Source organism: Catellatospora paridis (assembly GCF_009720365.1).
Classification (GTDB): domain Bacteria; phylum Actinomycetota; class Actinomycetes; order Mycobacteriales; family Micromonosporaceae; genus Catellatospora; species Catellatospora paridis.
The window spans coordinates 313,084-329,515 of the sequence record NZ_ML769312.1 but is presented as its reverse complement, the minus strand read 5'-3'; the positions used below and the strand labels follow the sequence as shown (position 1 = coordinate 329,515).

Below are 16,432 nucleotides of genomic sequence, written 5' to 3'. Positions count from 1 at the left end.
CCGGTATTCAAGTGTCTCGTACTGTTTTGCGATGTTCTGCCGGAATCCAGCAACGACCTGACACTTGCGGATGATCACTACACTCGGCCGCCAGTAGGTGCGACATGGCGCTCCCTGGGCTGAGGAGGCGGAACCGATGCGCAAGCAGACCCTGACCGATGTGCGCACGCCGAGCAGCTGGCGAGCGGAGTGGGCCACCCTCCACGACGACGGCCGGCTGACCGTCGAAGGGCAGAGCCTGAGCCGGGGTGCCGACTTCTTCGAGCACGAGTGGGCCTTCACCATCGCGCCTGCCGACATCCCTGCGCTGGTCGCGGCGCTCGGCGGGGCGGACGGCGACGACCCGCTGGCGCTGCTGGAGACGTTGTTCCAGGCCGAGGCCCGGGTCGATTTCCGCCGCCTGCTGGACCGTCACGGCGTACGGTTCGGATTCTGGAGCCGCGTCGGCGACTGACATCCTGTCCCCCACCGGTGCCGCCGTCTGCCGGTTTTCATTCGGTCAGGTGCTCGGCGGCGTCCACCGCGATTCGCAGGTCAGCACCGTCGCACCGCACCTGGTCGGCTTCCTCGACCTGCTCCGGGCAGCGGCACACGATCATGCGCGCACCGGCGTCACGCCCGGCCTTTGAGAACGCGTCTTTACCGACTGCTCCGGCTCACTCGTCATCTTCCGATGCCCGGTGGATGCTCTCCGCAAGGGCAGCAGCATCCCAGCCGCCGTCCGACCCGCTGTCCCGCCACGCGGCCACCGCCTCCTCGGCCTGCTCCTCGTCCCAGTCGTAGTCCTCGACGAGGGTGTGCGCGATCAGCCGGTCCAGAGTCAGGTCGTCCATATCGAGCAGTTTACGGCCGCAAGATCGCGAGGGCTTCGACCGCCGCTGTGGCGGCGTGCGTCCACTCACGCTGAGCTGGTTTTTCAACGCGGCTGTTAGGGTCGCCGCATGGTCGTGGTGCTGCGCGAGATCACTGACGGCAACCGTGACTCGGTCCTTGAGCTGCAGGTCGCACCCGGGCAGGAGCGCTTCGTCTCATCGGTGCGGGGCTCGCTGCGGGAAGCTGCCGAGTACCCGCACGCCAAGCCCTGGTACCGCGCGGTCTACGCGGATGGCGAGCCGGTCGGGTTCGTGATGCTGAGCTGGAATGTCGAGCCGCAGCCACCCGAGATCCACGGGCCGTGGTTTCTGTGGAAGCTGCTTGTCGACGAGCGGCACCAGGGCCGCGGCTACGGCTTCGAGGTCGTACGGCAGATCGCGGAACTCGTGGTGGCTGAAGGCGCGACCGAGCTGCTGACCAGCTACGTACCCGAGGACGGCGGCCCGGCGGGGTTCTACGAACGGCTCGGGTTCGTCCCGACCGGCGAGTCGGACCCGGACGGTGAGGTCATCATGCGCCTCGCGCTGCCCTGGACACCCGCCGGCCGTCTGCCGGCGTGAACGAAGGCGCCGCCCGCAAGCCGGGTGGCGCCTTCATCGAGCTGAGTCCGTCGATCCGCGAACCCCGTCAGGTCGCCGGCAGGCAGGCTCCCGGTTCCGGCGCGGGCAGCCTGTGCTCCCGCAGTCCGACGCGGCTGTGCAGGCGTGACAGCCAGCGCGGGGCCCACCAGTTCCAGCGGCCGAGCAGGGTCATCGTGGCCGGCACGAGAAGGCAGCGCACCACGGTCGCGTCGATGAACACGGCCACCGCCAGCCCCAGCCCGATCTGCTCGATGTTGCCGATCCGCGCCGCGGCGAAGCAGCCGAACACGATGACCATCAGCAGCGCGGCCGAGGTGATGACCTGCCCGGTGTGCTGCAGTCCCCGGCGTACGGCGGTGTCGGTGTCGACCTCGGCGTCGATGTACTCCTTGATCCGCGCGAGGAGAAAGACCTCGTAGTCCATGGACAGGCCGAAGGCGAACGCGAAGACCAGCACCACGACGAAGGGGTTGAGCGCGCCGACGGTCAGCGTGTCGAGCAGGCCGCTGGCGAAACCCTCGCCGAAGACCGCGGTGAGCACGCCGAAGGTCGCGCCGAGGGAGACCACGTTGGCCAGGATCGCCTTCACCGGCACCACCAAGGACCCGGTCATGGCGAACAGCAGGGCCACCATGGCCAGCAGCGTCACGCCGACCGCCCAGGGCAGCCCGTCGCCGAGGATGCCCATCAGGTCGCCGAGCATGGCCGCGTCGCCGGTCACCCACGACGGGCCGCCCGGCGGCCGGTCGGCGCGCATAGCCTGCACGAGGTCCTGCGCGGCAGGTCCCTGCGGATCGCCGTGGAGGTCGAACCCGATTGACGCCGCGGTCGGCGCGCCGGCCGGGCCGAGCGGCTGCACCGGCCGGATCGAGGCGACGTTCGGATCACCCGCCCAGCGGTGGGCCCACTCCTGCAGGGCCTGCGGCTGGGTCCGCGCGACCACGGTGATGGCGGCGGTAGGCCTGCGGGCGAAGCGTTCGGTGAGGGTGTCGGCGACCCGCGCCGCTTCGATGCTGCGCGGCACGCCTTCCAGGCTGGGCAGCCGCATCGCCGAATCGATCAGCGGAGCTCCCGCGGCGAGCAGCGCCGCTGTCGTGGCCAGGGCGACCAGCACGGGCCGGCGCTGGACGAGCCGGGAGAGCCGGTAGAAGAACCCGCTGTCGACGCTCGCGGCGGCCGCGGCCGCGGCCCGGCGCTGGCGGGCGGTCGGTCTGATCCACCGGCGCAGCAGCCCGATGAGGGCGGCGGAGAAGGTCAGCGACGCCAGCATGGCGACCACGGCGATCGACACGCCCGCGACGCCCAGCGCGGTGAGCGTCGGCAGGTCGAACATGAGCAGGCCGCTGAGCGCGGCGGCCACGGTCAGGGCGCTGAACAGGGTGGCGCGGCCCGCGGTCGCCCAGGCTCGGGCGATCGCCGTCTCGGGCGGCCAGCCGTCCAGCAGTTCCTCGCGGTAGCGCGCGACGAGCAGCAGCCCGTAGTCGACGGCGAGGCCGAGCCCGAGCAGGCTCACCACGGTGACGCCGTCCTGGTCGACGCTGGTGAAGTAGGAGAAGCCGAGCATGACGCCCATGGCGGCGGCCACCGACACGACCGCGGTGAGCACCGGCAGCCCCGCCGCCACCAGGCCACCGAAGATCACGATGAGGACGAGCAGGGTCAACGGCAGCGAGACGTATTCGGCCCGGGCCAGGTCCTCCTTGACCGCGGTTCTGGTCTGGACGCTGAGCACCGGTGCGCCGCCCACCTCGACGCTCGCCCCCGGTGGAAGGTCGCCGCGCAGGTCGTGCAGGGCCTGCCCGATGTCGGTCGCAGCCCGGTCGCGGCCGGGCCGGTCCAACGCCGTCAGCGTCACGGAGAGGATGACGGCGCGACCGTCCGAAGAGGTCAGTTGCGCGGTGGCCACGGGAGACGTGTAGGGGTGATCGACCGATTTCACGCCGGGGATCTCTGCCAGCCTGGGCGAGGCGGCGAGCAGTGCGGCGCGGACCGCGGGGTCGGCCGGGTCGATGCCGTCCACGACACCGACGACCGTGCCCGCCGAGTCGCCGCCCTCGGCGATCACGTCGGCGGCGACGACCGACTCGACCCCTTGGGGCAGCCTGTTGTCGGACAGGCGGCTGAACAGCGGACCGACCGAGACGACTCCGGCACCGACTGCCAAGGCCCAGGCCAGCAGCACCAGCGCCCAGTGCCGGAAGCACCAGCGTCCCACCCGTCCGATGACACTCGTCGGCATGCTGCTCCCATCGACGGCACCGCTGGACCGCAACAGTGTCGCCTACTCCCCCGCTTCGCGCGGCCCGCGTTCCAGCGATCAGCTGACGGAGGCGGCGATCCAGCGTTGGAGGGTCGTCGCGGCGGCACCGGTGTCGATCGCATCGGCGCAGCGGACCATGGCGGCCGCGATCCGGTCGTCGAGGTCGCCGTCGCCGTCCGTCGTCGCGCAGGCCGCCGCCGCGTTGAGCAGCACCGCGTCGCGCACCGGGCCGTGCTCGCCGTCGACGAGCGCGTGCACGACCGCGGCGTTCGCGGCGGCGTCACCGCCGCGCAGCGCCCCGGGCGCAGACCTGGCGATGCCGAACCGCGCCGGGTCGAGCACCGTGTGCCGCACCTGCCCGTCGCGCACCTCCACGACCTGGGAGACGGTGCTCGTGGACAGCTTGTCCAGGCCGTCGTCCCCACGCACCACCAGGGCCTGGCACCCGCGGGCGGCCAGCACGTAGGCGAGCACCGCCACGAACCGCGGGTCGGCGACCCCGACCAGCGCGTGCGCGGGTCGCGCCGGATTGATGAGCGGTGCGAGCACGTTGAAGATCGTCGGCACGCCGAGTTCACGACGCACGGGCCCGGCGTGGCGCATCCCGGCGTGGAAGGCCGGGGCGAACAGGTAGGTGATGCCCGCCCGCTCGGCGACCTTCGCGACCTGCGCGGGCGGCAGGTCCAGCGGGATGCCGAGGCGTTCGATGACGTCGCCGGAGCCCGCCGAGGTCGACGAGGCGGCCCGCCCGCCGTGTTTGACCACGGTGAGCCCGGTGGCGGCGACGACGATCGCGGCCATGGTGGAGATGTTGACCGCGCCGGTGCCGTCGCCGCCGGTGCCGACGATGTCCACGGCCGGGCCCGGGAGCGTGACGCGCACGGCATGGGCCAGCAGCGCGTCCGCCGCACCGGCGACCTCGACGGCGGTCTCGCCCTTGGCGCGTAGGGCGACCAGGTACGCGGCCAGCTGCACCGGGGTGGCCTCACCCCGCACGATCTGTGTCATCGCCCACGCGGACTCGGCGGCGGTGAGGTCGCCCCCGGCGAGCAGGGTGGTGAGAATCGTGGTCCAGGTGGTCATCGTCCGTCCTCGGTGGTCGGGCCGACCGGTCGAGGCACGTCAACGACGACGGCCGCCTCTTCCGGAGGCGGCCGCGGGAACGCGTGCAGGAGATGACCGCCTAGGAGGCGGGCCACCAGCCCTGTCGACGCGAGATCATGCAGGAACGGTAGCACGTATCGACGAAGCGGCCCGCCCCGGTCGGGGCGGGCCGCTCGCTCACCGATTCGTGATCACGCGGGTGCCGTGAACACGTAGCTGCCCGAGGGCAGGTGGTAGGACGCCGCGCCCTGGCCGTAGCCGAACGGCACCGCCTGCGCCGGTGCGGTCACCGCGGCGGCCGAGGCGGCCGGGACCCGTACCGTCGCCGAGGTGCCCGCCGGGACGGTGACCCGCAGCGTCAGCACCCCGCCGGACACCGACCAGTCGCTGACCGCCTGCCCGTAGGGCGTCTGCATCGCCGACCTGGCCGCGGTCAGCCCGCCGCCGGGACGCGGCGCGACCAGCTGCGACTGGTAGCCCGGGCTCGCCGCGGACAGGCCGCCGACCTGCCGGTAGAGGAAGTCCCCGACCGAGCCCAGGCCGTAGTGGTTGAAGGAGTTCATCGACGGGGTCTGGAACGCGCCGTTGGTCTGGATGCCGTCCCAGCGCTCCCAGATCGTGGTCGCGCCCCTGCTGAGCATGTAGCCCCAGCCGGGATAGCCGGGCTGCAGCAGGATCTGGTACGCGATGTCGGCCCGGCCGTTGTCGGCCAGCACCGGCAGCAGGTTCTCCACCCCGAGGAAGCCGACGGTCAGGTGCCCGCCCGCCGAGGCGACCTCGGCGACGAGCTTGTTCACCGCCCCGGCGACCCGGTTGGCGGGCAGCAGCCCGAACGCCAGCGCCAGCACGTACCCGGTCTGGGTGTTGCCCGCGACCGTGCCGTCGGCGGCGACCCACCGGTTGGTGAACGCCGTCGCCACCTGGTCGGCGAGCGTGCCGTAGCTGCTCGCCTGCGCGGTGCGCCCGGTGGCCGCGGCCATCCGCGACACCAGCCGCGCCGACCACGAGAAGAACGCCGTGGCGATGAGGTCGCGGGCCGTGTCGTCGTTGACGTTGAGCCAGTCGCCGTAGCCGCCGGTGTTGCGGATCAGGTCCGCGCCCGACGTGCTGCGCAGGTAGTCGACCCAGCGCGCCATGGCGTCGAAGTGCTGGTTGACGACCTGCAGGTCGCCGTAGCGCTGCCACAGCATGTACGGGACGATCACGCCCGCGTCGCCCCAGCCGGCCGTGCCCGCGCCACAGCAGGCGTCGGGCGCGGTGTCGGTGAACGCGCCGTCGGCGTGCTGGGCGTCGACCAGGTCGTCGGCGAACTTGTCCAGGAACGCCTGCATGTCCAGGTTGAACGTGGACGTGGCCGCGAACGAGGCGATGTCGCCGGTCCAGCCGAGCCGCTCGTCGCGGTTCGGGCAGTCGGTCGGAATGGACAGCATGTTGGAGCGCTGCCCCCACACGATCGCCTGCTGCAGCTGGTTGATCAGGGCGTTGGACGTCGTCAGCGTGCCCGGTTGGCTCGCCGAGGTCCACGCGGCCAGGCCGGTGACGGTGTCCAGGTTCGGGGTGCCCGGGAACCCGGTCACCTCGACGTAGCGGTAGCCGTGCACGGTGAACCGCGGCGTCCAGACCTCCTGCGTGCCGGTGCCCGCCAGGGTGTACCGGTCGGTGGCCAGCCCAGCGGCCCGCAGGTTGTCGGTGTAGATGGTGCCGTCGGAGTTCAGCACCTCCGCGTGGCGCAGGGTGACCACGGTGCCGGCCGGGCCGGTGACCCGCAGCCGGTCCCAGCCGGTGAAGTTCTGCCCCAGGTCGAACACCCACACGCCGGGCTTGGGCTGGTTGACCGAGATCGGCCGCAGCTCGGACTGCACGGTCACCCCGTTGTCCACCTGCGACACCAGGCGCGGCGCGGTGCCGGTGCGCACCGCGGCGGTGGGCCAGGCGCTGTCGTTGAAGTCCGGGCCGTCCCAGCCGTTGACCGCCAGCCGGGCGTCGTACTCCTCACCGCTGTAGAGGTCCTCGGCCCGGATCGGGCCGGTGGCGACCTTCCACGTGTTGTCGGTGCGGATCACGCCGTTGGTGCCGTCGGTGTAGGAGATGTGCAGCTGGGCGGAGTACCACGGCTGGGTGCCGTAGCGCTGCGAACCGGCCATGCCGAGGCTGCCCGAGTACCAGCCGCTGCCCAGCCACGCGCCGAGCGCGTTGGTGCCCTGCCGCAGCTGGCCGGTGACGTCGTACACCTTGTACTGCAGGCGCTTGTTGTAGTCGGTCCACCCGGGCGCGAGCGCGTCCGCGCCGACCTTGGCGCCGTTGAGCCTGGTCTCGTGCAGGCCGAGGGCGGTGGTCAGCAGCCGGGCCGAGGCGACCGGCTTGCTGATCGTGAAGCCCTTGCGCAGCAGCGGTGCGCTGCGGCGCACGACCACGTTGGCACCCCACGGCCCGGTGCCGTACGCGGTGAGCGCGCGGGCGGCGGCCCAGCCGCTGTCGTTGAAGCCGACCTGCTGCCAGCCCGACGGCCCGGTCTGTGACGCCTTCCAGCTCGCGTCGGTGCTGACGGTCGGGCCGCCCGCGACGGTGAGCTTCGCGATGACACCGGTCGGCGACTGGGTGGTGTTCTGCGCGGCGACCGCGATGACGTTGTTGCCCGCGGTCAGCCGACCGGCCAGGTCGACGACCGTCGCCTGCTTCCACGAGTCGGTGACCCGCGGCGAACTGCTGACCTGCACTCCGTTGACCCATACGTCGGCGGTGTCGTCGCCGGTCACCACCAGGCTCGCCTGTGCCGGTGCGCTCGACAGCGCGACGGTGCGCCGGAAGTAGCGGCTCATCGGTGGCAGCCCGGCGATCGGGTCGCCCTCCGGATACCAGATCCAGCTCGCCCCGGTCAGGCCGTCGGTGACGGCGGGCTGGCCGATGTAGGAGCCCTGCCACTCGGTCGCCGGGTTGCGCAGGCCGGTCTCGAAGAACTGCACGGTGCTCCAGCCGCTCGCCCGGCCGTGGGTGTCCCAGACCCGCACGCGCCAGTAGTAGCGGCGCAGCGAGGTCAGCGCGGGACCGGCGTAGGCGACGTCGACGGCCTGGCGGCCGACCACGCGGCCGCTGTCCCACACGTCACCGGTGCCGCTGCCCGCGTTGGCGCTGCTACTGGCCACGATCACCTGGTATGCGGCCTGGAACTGCTGCGCCGTGCCCGACGTCAGCTTCCAGCCGAACCTGGGTGCGGCGGCGTCGACGCCCAGCGGGTTGACGCGCCGCTCGGCGGTCGCCTCCCCCACCGCGAACGGCGACGCCCCGCTGATGACCGGAGCGACCACCGCGCTGTTCCACGGCGCGATGCCGTACGCGCCGAGGTCCATGGCGACTGGCCAGGACCCGTCGGCGAAGCCCGGCTGCTCCCAGCCGTTCGGCACGCTCTGGAACGCCTTCCAGCCGCCGTCGGTGATCAGGTCGACGGTGCCGCCGGCGGTGGCGACGTACACCCGGCCCAGCAGGCCTGCCGGACCGGAGCTGGTGTTATGCGCCGCGATGGCGAGGGTGTTGGTCCCGGCGACGAGCGCGGGCGCGAGGTCGATGTAGACGGCGTTCTTCCAGGCGTCGACGACTCGGGCCGACCCTGCGAGGGGTTTGCCGTTGAGCCACACGTCGACGGTGTCGTCGCCGGTGACGACGAGCTGCGCGTCGCTGACCGCCCCGGTGGGCGCGGTGAAGGTCTTGCGGAAGTAGCGGTGGCCGACCGGCGCGGTGGTGCGCGGATCGCCTTCGGGATACCAGATCCAGTGCGCGCCGCTGACGCTGACGGGGGTGGCGGCGGCTGCGGGCACGGCGGACAGGACGGCGGTTGCGGTGAGCAGGACGGCGAGGACGGCTGCCACTCGTCTGCGGGGGCTGCGGGCAGGATCGGGACGGTGCATGGCGACTCCTATGACAGGGGGATCGCGTGATTAAAACGTTTCATTGCACGGCCGGTGTCCAGACACTAGGGTGCACAATCAATGCTGTCAATATCTCGCTGTAACGTCCCTGACACATGGGTCACCGTTGGATAGCCTGCACCTGTGTTGATCTACGCTGGTCCGCCGCAGTCACTCGGCACCGCGTCCCAGCCGAGGATCCGTTTCGGCGAGGAGCCGAAAACCTCCGGGACGTGGCGGGGCCGCCGGGTGCTGTCGCTGCACGACAAGCCCGCCTTCGAGCTGAGCTTCTGGTGCGGCACCTGCGCGTTCCTGTTCGAACGGCTGGAGGGCGCGAACGAGACCTGCTCGATCCCGGACCTGGAACAACGCCTGACCGACGGCCTGCAGCACATCGACCAGGAGGTGATGACCCGCTTCGGCGATCTCCTGCCGCGTGGCGACTTCCTGCCGCTGCTACTGACGATCGAGCCCCGGCTCGTCCACCCCTGCCGGCCAGGCGACTACTTCGCCGAGGAACAGGTCGCCGTCTGGGGCCTGAACGGCTTCTGGGGACTGCCGGAAAACCCGCGCACACCCTACTACCGGACCTTCGACACCAGGATCGACGACGGCACGCACCTGTTCGAGTTCGTCGTGCCCATGGTGCCGCCTTCCTGGAACGATCCCGACCGCGTCGCCGCCCATGCGCGCGAACTGGCCGGTCCGAGCGGAATGACCGCGGTCGCCGTGTCGATCCTCGACGTATGCGAACCCGCCGGCGACATCACCGGAGACCACGCCGCCCACTGGGCGCTGACGCACTTCCTCCTCGACGGCCACCACAAGATGCAGGCCGCGGCCGAGACCGGACGGCCACTCCGGCTGCTGTCACTGCTGTCGGTCGACGCGAGCCTGGCGGAGCCCGACCAGGTCGCCCGGATACCCGAGCTCAGAGCGGTTCCGCCGGGCACGCCTGCCGATCCGGTCGGCTGACGTCCACACACATCCGCATGTGGACGCCGAGCAGGGCCGGAGCCGCTTTCCGGCATGGTTCGGCCAGCGGCTCCGGCCCCGGGATCAGTTGGAGTAGAGGTACTTGACTCCGCTGAGGGCCAGCACGCTGGTGCGCGAGCCGGTGACGCCCGAGTTGAGGTTGCGCCAACCGTTGTTGCTGCTGGCCTCGTGCACGTAACCGCCGGCCATGGTGTAGATCAGCTTCTCCCCGTTGAGGTTCGCCGCCGCGATGGTGGCGCTGGAGACACCGGAGATGCCGGTCCACACGTTCGCCCAGCCGGCGTTGCTGGCCGCCTCGTACACCGAGCCGCCGTTGACCACGTACAGGATCTTCGTGGTGCCGACCGTGATCGCGGCGACGGCCGAGCCGGGCACGCCGGTGTTGAGGTTGCGCCAGCCGTTCGCGCTGTGCGCCTCGTGCACGTAGCCGCCGACGATGCTGTAGATGTACTTCACGCCGTTCAACGCGATCACCGAGATCGAGGAGTTGCTGACGCCGGCGATGCCGGTGTTGAGGTTGCGCCAGCCGTTGTTGCTGCTCGCCTCGTGCACGTAGCCGCCGACGACGCTGTAGATCAGCTTCTCGCCGTTGAGGTTCAGCGCCGCGAGCGCCGTGCCCTGCGCGCCGTTGATGCCGGTGTGCAGGTTGTTCCAGCCGGCGTTGCTGGCCGCCTCGAAGATCTGGCCGCCCTTGACGCTGTAGATGATCTTAGTGCTGCCGACCGCGATGGCAGCCGTCGCCGTCGCCGTCACCGGACCGTAGCCGCCCGACACCGGCAGCATGCGCCACCCGTTCGCACTGTGGGCCTCGTACACCTGCTGCCCGCCGTTGCAGTTGGAGCTGGTGACGTTGCGGGCCGGGGAGACCGGGCCGTTGACGTAGATCGGGCCGGTCGACGCGCTGCCGTCGGAGGTGATCCCCGAGGCCGAGCCGTTGAAGTACGCCTCGGTCTTGCCACCGTCGCGGGTCACCTCGAAGTGCAGGTGCGGGCCGGTCGAGTTGCCGGTGTTACCGACCCAGCCGATCGGGGTGCCGCCGTCGACCCAGCCGGATGTGTGCGTGGCCGGCTGGAGCATGTGCATGTAGGTGGTACGCCAGCCGCCGCCGTGGTCGATGACGGCGTAGTTGCCGCCGCCGCCGCTGCTCCACCCGGCGCTGATGGTGCCCCCGGCCGCGGCGAGGATCATGCGGCCGTTGCTGCCGCCGCCGGTGTAGGTCATGTCGATGTCGTAGTCGTCGTGGCCCGCGTACGTGGCCAGCCGCCACGTCTCGCCGCACGGGAACGGCAGCTGGAAGAAGGGCATCGGGCCGGCCGCACGAGCCGGGCCGGCCCCGACCGCCAGTACGGCCAGCAGCATGGCGCACACGCCGGTGAGGGCGCGGAGAAGTCTTCCGGACAAGGGGGTGCCTTTCGTTGGGGCACGGCCATTCCGGCCGTGACGGCAACAGGGGGTGTACGGCGCGCAAACGCCACGCGGAGATCGATCAGGCTCGACGGATCACGCGTGGCCGGATGGTACGGTGGCCGACCTACAACCCGTGCACATCGCCGTACAACCGGTCGGCCGCGGCCGCCGCACTGCACGCGAGGTGAGGATGTCCGTCCACTTCGACCTTCTCGGCCCGCTGACGGTGTCCCGGAACGGCCGGCCGGTCACGCTCGGCTCTACGAAGCAGCAGCTGATCCTGGCGGCCCTGCTGCTGCGGCCGGCCGAGGCCGTCAGCACCGACGAACTGGTGGCGATGCTGTGGGGCGACCAGCCGCCCGCGTCGGCCGCCGCCAATGTGCGCACCTACGTGCGAGGGCTGCGGCAGGCGCTGACCGGGCAGCAGTCCGCCGAGCGCCGCATCCTCACCACCCCGGGCGGCTACCTGCTGCGGGTCGAGCCGGGTGAGCGGGACCTCGACCGGTTCGACGCCGCGGCGGCACGCGGTCGGGCGGCCCTGGCCGACGGCGACCCGGCGGGCGCCCAGGCGGAGCTGGCCACCGCGGTCGGACTGTGGCGCGGCCCGGCACTGGCCGGGCTGCCCCTGCCCAGGCTCCTCTCCGGGCGCGTGGCGCAACTGGAGGAGCGGCGGCTACTGGCCGAGGAGGACCACGCCGTGGCGCAGCTCGCGCTCGGGGAACCGGCCGTGGTCATCCCGCGGCTGCGCACCCTGCTCGACCGCCATCCACTGCGGCAGCGAGCCTGGGCCCAGCTCATGACGAGCCTGTACCACATCGGTGACGTCGCCGGTGCGCTGGCGGCGTTCCGGCAGGCCCGGCAGGTGCTGGCCGAGCAGACCGGAATGGACCCCGGGCCCGAGCTGACCCGCCTGCACGACGACGTCCTGCACCAACGGCTCGGACCGCGGCCCGTCCCGGGTGGCGGCCCACCAACCGGGGCGACGGCGGGACTGCCACGGCAACTGCCGCTCGCGCTGCCGGGTTTCGTCGGCCGCGACGCCGAACTGGCCCGGCTCGACACCGTGCTGGACGCCCCGGACGATCAACGGACCGGAGTGGACATCACCACCGTGAGCGGCATGGCCGGCGTCGGCAAGACCACCCTCGCCCTGCACTGGGCCCACCGGGTGGTCGACCGATTCCCCGACGGCCAGCTGTACGTGAATCTGCGCGGATACGACGACGCCGACGTGGTGTCCCCGGCCGACGCCCTGGTCGCCTTCCTGGAGGCGCTCGGCGTGCCGATCGGCCGCATCCCGACCAGCACCGACGCCCGGACCGGGCTCTACCGGAGCCTGCTGGCCTCCCGCCGGATGCTCATCGTGCTCGACAACGCGCGCGACGCCGACCAGGTGCGCCCGCTGCTGCCCGGCGCGGGCCGGTGTGCCGTCGTCGTCACGAGCCGGGACCAGCTCAGCAGCCTCGTCGCGGCGGAGGGCGCCCGGCCGTTGACGCTGGACGTGCTCACGGCCACGGAGTCGATGAACCTGCTGCGCAGCCGGCTCGGGGCCGACCGGCTCGCCGCCGAACCGGCGGCGACCGCCGAGATGATCGACGCGACGGGCCGCCTGCCGCTGGCCCTGTCGATGGTCGCCGCGCGGGTGGCCGCCAGGCCCGCGTTCCCGCTCGAAGCCGTCGCGGCGCAGCTGCGCCCGGCTGAGGGCAGGCTCGGTGCGCTGGCCGACGGTGACGTCCGGCGCGTGTTCTCCTGGTCCCACCGGGCTCTGAGCCCGGACGCGGCTCGCCTGCTCCGCCTGCTCGGCCTGCATCCCGGCCCCGACCTGACCGGCGACGCAGCCGCGGCGCTGCTCGGCCGCCCGCGGTCCGCGGTCGCGCCGCTGCTGCGTGAGCTGACCCGCCTGCATCTGCTGGCCGAGCACCTGCCGGAGCGCTACGCCCTGCACGACCTGCTCCGGTCGTACGCGGCCGAGCTGGCGCTGGCGTCCGAGCAGGCCGAGCTGCGGCAGGCCGCCGTCGGCCGGATGTACGACCACTACCTGCACAGCGCCTATCCCGCCGCGCTGCTGCTCCAGCCGACGTGGACACCGGTCGACACGGTGCCCGCGCTGCCGTCCAACGTGCACGTGCCGACAGCCGACCGGGCCGGCGCGGTGGCCTGGTTCAACGCCGAGCACCCGGTCCTGCTGCGGGTGCTGCGCCAGGCCGCGGAGACCGGCTTCGAGCGGTACGCCTGCGGGCTCGCCTGGACGCTGGCCGCCTACCTGGCCCCCCGCGGCCTGTTCCAGGAGCAGCTGGCGGCTCAGCAGGCCGCGCTCGACGCTGCCGAGCGGATCGGCGACCTGCCGTCCCAGGCCCTCGCCGACCGGATGCTCGCCCGTGCGCTCATGCGGCTCGGCGACCACGACGCCGCCGAACACCATGTGCAGCGGGCGCTCAAGCTCTACGAGCAGCTCGGAGATCTGGACAGTCTCGCGCTGACCCTGCGGCACTACACCGAGCACTGCACCGCGCGGGGTCGCCTGAAGGAGGCGCTCACGCACAGCATCGAGGCGCTGCGGGTGTCCCGCCTGATCGGCAACCGTTATGCGACCGCGCGCGCGCTGAACACCAAGGGATACCTCCACGCCCTCAACGGCGACTTCCGGCGGGCCGTCGCCGACTGCACGGCAGCCCTCGACGAGCAGGGGCAGATGGACGACCGGGTGGGCCAGGCGGCGACGCTCGACAGCCTCGGCTTCGCCCACCAGCGGCTCGGCGACCTCGCCGCGGCGGTGGAGTGCTACGAGCAGTCCATCGAACGCTTCCGCGAGTCGACGAACCGTTACCACGAGGCGGAGACCCTCACCCGGCTCGGCGAGGCACGCGAGGCGATGGCGGACCTGCCCGCGGCCGCCGAGGCGTGGCGGCGGGCGGTGCGCATCTACCACGAACTCGGGGATCCGGCTGCCGACGAGGCCAGGCGGCGGCTGGCCCGCGTGGTCGCCACCTGACCTGGCCGCGCTACTTCGCCGGTAACAGCGCCAGCACGGCGACCACCGCGCGGTGGTCGGTGCCCGGCACGGTCCGCTCGCCGACGGAGACACCCGCCAGGCCGGAGCCGTGCAGGATGTGGTCTATCTGGACCAGTGGCGGCAGCAGCGTCATGCCCACGGGCCAGGTGCGGGCCCAGCCGCTGCCGAGTTCGGCGTGGGTGTCGGTGAGGCCCGCGGCCAGCAGATCGCGCATCGGCGTGTGGTCGAGGGTGGCGTTGAAGTCCCCCAGGAAGACCGTATCCGGGCTGCTGTCCCGGGCGACCTCGGCGAGCGCGTGCATGTCCCGTGTCCAGCGATCCGGGTCACCGACCGGGTAGTACGTGTGGACGGCCACCAGCCGTACGGTGCGTCCGCCGACCGTCACGTCCGCGGTGGTCTGCGGCCAGGCGGTGTCGGCGCGTAGTGGTCCGCCGCGGGTCAGCGGGAACCGCGAGTAGATCGAGGAGTCGTACTCGGGGCGGAGTTCGTGGTAGGGCAGCAGGGTGTCCAGGCCGGCGGCGGTGAGCGCGGCGATTCCGGCGGTCGGCAGCTGCTGCACGGCGAGCACGTCGAGGCGTTCGGTCTGCACCAGCCGCACCAGGGCCGCTGGATCCGCCGCGCCGACATTGGCGTTGATGGTGGCCACCCGCAGCTCGGGCGCCTGCACCGGAACATGCCGCTCGTCCGGTATGAACCGGGGTGCCAGCAGCGCGACCTGAGCAGCCGCGAGCACCGCGACGGCGAGCACGGCCCACCGCGAGCGCAGCCCGGCGACGGCGAGCATGACGCCGAGCCCGAGCACGCTCAGCGCGAGCGAGTACGGGAAGAGCACGATCGGCACGGCGAACACGGTTCCCGCGTCCAGCCCGGTCAGCCGCACGATCACCAGCGTGAGCGGCACGGCCAGCACGGCGGCCAGGGCGAGGCGGGCGACCAGTCGGGTCGTACGGCCGCGCCGGCTGACGCGATCGCCCGCCCCATGCCGGTCGGGAGTCCGCGGGGCGCTGACGGCGGTGTCGGTCAACGGTCCCCCACTCTGAGCTGCCTGCGCGGTGATCATACGCGCGGCGGTCGACCGGCGGCAGGCACGAGGGACCGCGTCGCAGCCGGCGGGCTCGGTGACCGTCGCGTCTCGGCTCACTCCGGTCGGGCGGCGTCCCCTGCCGTCCAGAGCCGGAGCTTGTCGGGGTTGCGGACCGCCCAGATCTGCCTGATCCGGCCACCTGCGACGGCGAACGCCGCCACCGTCACGATGACGCCGTCCTGCTGTGCCACCAGGCCCGGCCGGCCGTTGACGGTGCGCTCCAGGAGTTCCATCGCGGGCGCCCAGTCGGCGATCCGGACGGCGTAGCGGGCCACCTGCGCGCTGCCCTCGATCGCGCCGAGCGCGGTGCTGACCAGGCCGCCGCCGTCGGCGGTCATCGTGACGGCGGGGTCGAGCAGCCTGATCAGGGCGTCGATGTCCTTGGCTTCCCACGCCTGCTTGAAGTCCCTGACCAGGCGCGCCTGCTGGGCCGCCGGATCGGCCTGCGCACGCGAGGCGCGGACCCGCCGGCGGGCCGAGGAGGCCAGCTGGCGACAGGCCGCCGGCGTACGGCCGACGATCTCGGCCACTTCGGCGAAGGAGTGGCAGAAGACATCGTGCAGGACGAACGCGACCCGCTCGGCCGGGGTCATCTGTTCGAGCACGACGAGGAAGGCCATGCTGACCGACTCGTCGAGGGTGACCCGGTCGGCCGGGTCGGCCGTGCCCCCGCCCGACCTGCTGCCGATCCACTCGGCACGACCGGGCAGCGGCTCAGGGACCCACTCGCCCACATAGCGCTCCCGCCGGGCCCTTGCCGACCCGAGCAGGTCCAGGCAGACGCGACCGGCGACCGTCGTCAACCAGGCGCCGGGCGACTCGACGGCCTCCTGCTGCTGCGGGGACATGGCGTACCAGCGGGCATACGTCTCCTGCACGACGTCCTCGGCCTCGCTGAACGAGCCGAGGAGCCGGTACGCGAGGTTGAGCAGCTGACGGCGTTCGCCGATGATCGCGCTCAGGTCCGGATCGGCCCCGATTTCGCCGGGCTCGGATCGGATGTCCATGGTCTCGCCGACTCCTTCGGAAGCGCGCTGCTCTCACCGGTGCTACGAAACGGCGCACCGGATGGTGAGCTGCGTCGCAGTGACCTCACAATCCCGGCGGCCGCGTCGTCGGGCTGACGGGACACCATCCTGCACGCGGGATCGCCGGGCCGCCCAGTCGGGCACCCCGATCCGGCGTGGCCCGTTCACCCGACGATCCTCGAGG

At 72.1% G+C, this 16,432-nt stretch carries 11 protein-coding genes; 4 read left to right on the top strand and 7 right to left on the bottom strand.

Going from position 1 to position 16,432, the window contains the following annotated elements:
* Nucleotides 1–136 precede the first annotated feature (136 nt).
* A complete protein-coding gene (locus F9C41_RS01340) occupies nt 137–454 on the top strand; it encodes a hypothetical protein (RefSeq protein WP_155384725.1) in 318 nt (105 codons plus the stop codon).
* A gap of 202 nt (nt 455–656) precedes the next feature.
* Here the strand turns inward: F9C41_RS01340 and F9C41_RS01335 are convergent, their stop codons facing one another.
* Complete coding sequence (locus tag F9C41_RS01335; RefSeq protein ID WP_155384724.1) at nt 657–833, bottom strand: hypothetical protein; 177 nt, start codon at nt 831–833, stop codon at nt 657–659.
* A 108-nt stretch (nt 834–941) separates the two neighbouring features.
* Between F9C41_RS01335 and F9C41_RS01330 the strand changes: the two genes are divergently transcribed.
* Nucleotides 942–1,433 carry a GNAT family N-acetyltransferase gene (locus tag F9C41_RS01330; protein WP_196279578.1) on the top strand — a complete coding sequence of 164 codons (492 nt, stop codon included), beginning with the start codon at nt 942–944 and terminating at the stop codon, nt 1,431–1,433.
* 67 nt (nt 1,434–1,500) lie between these two features.
* On the opposite strand, the gene F9C41_RS01325 is transcribed toward F9C41_RS01330, so the two are convergent.
* The 3 genes from F9C41_RS01325 to F9C41_RS01315 form a co-directional block, all read right to left on the bottom strand.
* On the bottom strand, nt 1,501–3,693 hold the full coding sequence (locus F9C41_RS01325) for an MMPL family transporter (protein ID WP_155384723.1): 2,193 nt from the start codon (nt 3,691–3,693) through the stop codon (nt 1,501–1,503).
* 78 nt (nt 3,694–3,771) lie between these two features.
* Entirely contained in the window at nt 3,772–4,797 is a 1,026-nt protein-coding gene (gene trpD, locus F9C41_RS01320; RefSeq protein ID WP_155384722.1) for an anthranilate phosphoribosyltransferase, read from the bottom strand.
* Between the two features lie 212 nt (nt 4,798–5,009).
* Entirely contained in the window at nt 5,010–8,720 is a 3,711-nt protein-coding gene (locus F9C41_RS01315; RefSeq protein ID WP_155384721.1) for a family 78 glycoside hydrolase catalytic domain, read from the bottom strand.
* Nucleotides 8,721–8,864: 144 nt separating this feature from the next.
* On the opposite strand from F9C41_RS01315, the gene F9C41_RS01310 reads away from it, so the two are divergent.
* Nucleotides 8,865–9,695 (top strand): hypothetical protein, encoded by an 831-nt coding sequence (locus F9C41_RS01310; protein ID WP_196279577.1) that lies wholly within the window; start codon nt 8,865–8,867, stop codon nt 9,693–9,695.
* An 84-nt stretch (nt 9,696–9,779) separates the two neighbouring features.
* Here the strand turns inward: F9C41_RS01310 and F9C41_RS01305 are convergent, their stop codons facing one another.
* Complete coding sequence (locus F9C41_RS01305; RefSeq protein WP_230689193.1) at nt 9,780–11,117, bottom strand: M23 family metallopeptidase; 1,338 nt, start codon at nt 11,115–11,117, stop codon at nt 9,780–9,782.
* 196 nt (nt 11,118–11,313) lie between these two features.
* Here F9C41_RS01305 and F9C41_RS01300 point away from each other — a divergent pair, with 196 nt between their 5' ends.
* Nucleotides 11,314–14,115 (top strand): AfsR/SARP family transcriptional regulator, encoded by a 2,802-nt coding sequence (locus F9C41_RS01300; RefSeq protein WP_155384720.1) that lies wholly within the window; start codon nt 11,314–11,316, stop codon nt 14,113–14,115.
* A 10-nt stretch (nt 14,116–14,125) separates the two neighbouring features.
* Here the strand turns inward: F9C41_RS01300 and F9C41_RS01295 are convergent, their stop codons facing one another.
* Both F9C41_RS01295 and sigJ read right to left on the bottom strand, forming a co-directional pair.
* Nucleotides 14,126–15,160, bottom strand: coding sequence for an endonuclease/exonuclease/phosphatase family protein (locus F9C41_RS01295; protein WP_230689192.1), 1,035 nt, complete (start codon nt 15,158–15,160; stop codon nt 14,126–14,128).
* A gap of 113 nt (nt 15,161–15,273) precedes the next feature.
* Nucleotides 15,274–16,227, bottom strand: coding sequence for an RNA polymerase sigma factor SigJ (gene sigJ / locus F9C41_RS01290; protein ID WP_155384719.1), 954 nt, complete (start codon nt 16,225–16,227; stop codon nt 15,274–15,276).
* Nucleotides 16,228–16,432 lie beyond the last annotated feature (205 nt).